This is a genomic window from Phenylobacterium sp., assembly GCF_036263695.1.
GTDB lineage: Bacteria > Pseudomonadota > Alphaproteobacteria > Caulobacterales > Caulobacteraceae > Phenylobacterium.
On sequence record NZ_DATAGM010000056.1, the window covers coordinates 1 to 2,235 of the forward strand.

A 2,235-nucleotide genomic window follows, 5' to 3' on the forward strand; every position below is an offset into this window, starting at 1 on the left:
TTCATCGCATCCACCTGCACATTGGCGCGCGGGAGGATCCGGTTGATGGAGTTGGCGACGGCGGAGGTGTCCTGGTCGACGCGGATGTCCAGCGACAGCAGGCGTCGGCCGGCGGAATCGAAGAACACTGCGTCCGTCTGGCCGGAGGCCACGCCCAGCACATAGATCCGGCGCGGGGTGCGCAGCACGGCGTCGGCCACCGCCGGGTTGGTCACCAGCACGTCGCGGGCGTCCACCGGCAGCTCGATGATCGCCGACTTGCCGCGCGGCAGGGACAGGGCCTGGGAGGCGGGGCCGCCGGCCAGATCCACGCGGATCACTGCCGGGTTGCCCGTCTGGGCTCGGCCGTCCTGGGCTGCGGCGGGCCCGGCTGCGGCCAGCAGCGCGGCGAGCGCCAGGGCGATACGCTTCAGGCTCATCTGACAGCCACCTCGTTGACGTCGCCGGCGCGGACGATGCGCACGGTCTGATTGGCGCCCAGGCCGCCCCGGCGGGTCGGGCCGCCGATGTCGGAATAGGGGCGCAGCGCGAGCATCATCTCGCCCTGCGAGCGGCCTCTGGCGAGCACCTCCACGTCGGCCGCCGCCACCTCGACGGTGGCGACGCCGCCGACGATGGTCCTGGCTTCCTTGTCCGGCTCGGTGCGCTGATCGATGGCCAGCACCTTGACGTTCTGCATCAGGACCTCGGTGAGGTAGCCCTTGTCGCCGTCCTGGGCGCGGCTCTGCAGGATGTCGACCCGGTCGCCCGGCAGGATGAACCCGCCGGCGCCAGTCTCACTGGTGACGGGGATCGAGACCGCCCGCATGCCGGGGGAGAGCACCACGGCCATGTAGCCGCCCTCGCCGCCGCGCACGACCTTGCGCGGGGTCAGCGGCTCGCCGGCCAGGATCGGCTCCTTAACGATGGCGCCGTCGAAGGCCTTCATCGGCTCGTCGGCGCTGACCAGGCTCTGGGCGGCCTCGGAGGCTTGGTTGGCGACCTTCTTCACGCCGTCGGGCGGGGAGACCTTTGGCTTGCCGCCGTCGGTCACGAACGTCGGATTGAGTGATTCGACCGGCCATTCCTGCCAGCCCAGGTCCACCGCGGTGATGCGATAGCCAACGGGCAGATCCTTCTTGGCGACCAGCACGCGGGCCATGGGCTTGGGCGGCGGCGCCATCGGCGCAGCGGCGACCGTGGCCTCCGGCGTGTCCGGAGCCATCATCCCTCGGACGAGGAAGGCCAGCGCGATGGCCGCCGCGGCTGCGACGGCGAGAATGGCGATGCGTGCGGCGCCCATGGATTCGTACACGGCTCCCGGCGACGGGTGACAGGCGGCGCCGTGGGCCTTCGACCCTGACGCGCACAGAAAGCCCCTCTTCTGGCGGCGTGCTCAGTGTTGCGGGGGCATAGTTAACGCGGGCTAAAGCTGCGCTTAGAAAAGCCCGGCGAAGGCGACCCCCAGGGTGGAGGTGGAAAACGCCGCCAGGGCGCCGACCGCAATGGCCACGCCGTAGGGCACGTTCTCGCCCTTGGTGGCCAGCCGGAACAGCCAGCGCGGATTGCTCGGCACGAAGGCCTGCAGCTGGTTGGACCGCAGGAACAGCAGCGCGACGGCGAGCGCCCCGCCCATCACGCAGGTGATCAGCAGGAAGGGCACGAAGGCCGGCCAGCCGAGCCACAGCGCCGAAGCGGCGAACAGCTTGGCGTCGCCGCCGCCGATCCAGCCGAGCGCGAACATCACCATGCCGCCCAACAGGGCGGCCACGCCAACCGCGGCTGAAACGCCGATCGCCTCCGGCGGCAGGCCCAGCAATAGGGCGGCCGGGAAGAAGGTCCCGATCAGCACCAGCGAGATCCAGTTCGGAATGGTGTAGCTCGTCAGGTCCTTCAGCCCGGCCACGATGACCATCGCCGGGAAGACGAAGACGAGCGCGGACTGGATGAGGGCCAAGGTTATCCTCCTGTCGGGCTCCGTCGCCGACCTTGCCTCGACACGGTGAACGCTTCCTTAGCCACGGCGCCGGCGCCCAGACAGAAAGAGGGCCGCTGCCCTTCGGCGGCGGCCCTCTTTCTGTTTGCGCCGGATCGCGCTTGAGACCTAGGCGTTGGCCACGCCTTGCTGGATGTTCTGGTACCAGGCGAGCAGCGCGTCCCCGAAAGCGATCAGGCCGCCGATGCAAGCCACCGCGATGAGGGCGGCGATCAGACCGTATTCGATGGCGGTGGCGCCGGAGCGATCTGCAATGAACC

4 protein-coding genes are annotated in these 2,235 nt (G+C 69.8%); all 4 read right to left on the reverse strand.

Translation table 11 applies throughout. The annotated features are described in order from the left end of the window. Positions 1–419, reverse strand: a 419-nt coding sequence (locus tag VHK87_RS02105) for a pilus assembly protein N-terminal domain-containing protein (protein WP_329633242.1), incomplete at its 3' end; no start/stop codon positions are given. Next, positions 416–1,294: a Flp pilus assembly protein CpaB gene (cpaB, locus tag VHK87_RS02110; RefSeq protein ID WP_329633243.1), complete on the reverse strand. Its 879-nt coding sequence runs from the start codon at positions 1,292–1,294 to the stop codon at positions 416–418. The genes VHK87_RS02105 and cpaB, both read right to left, overlap by 4 nt. Positions 1,295–1,417: 123 nt before the next feature. Then, entirely contained in the window at positions 1,418–1,936 is a 519-nt protein-coding gene (locus tag VHK87_RS02115) for a prepilin peptidase (RefSeq protein WP_329633244.1), read from the reverse strand. Between the two features lie 147 nt (positions 1,937–2,083). Further along, a complete protein-coding gene (locus tag VHK87_RS02120) occupies positions 2,084–2,230 on the reverse strand; it encodes a Flp family type IVb pilin (protein WP_329633245.1) in 147 nt (48 codons plus the stop codon). Positions 2,231–2,235 lie beyond the last annotated feature (5 nt).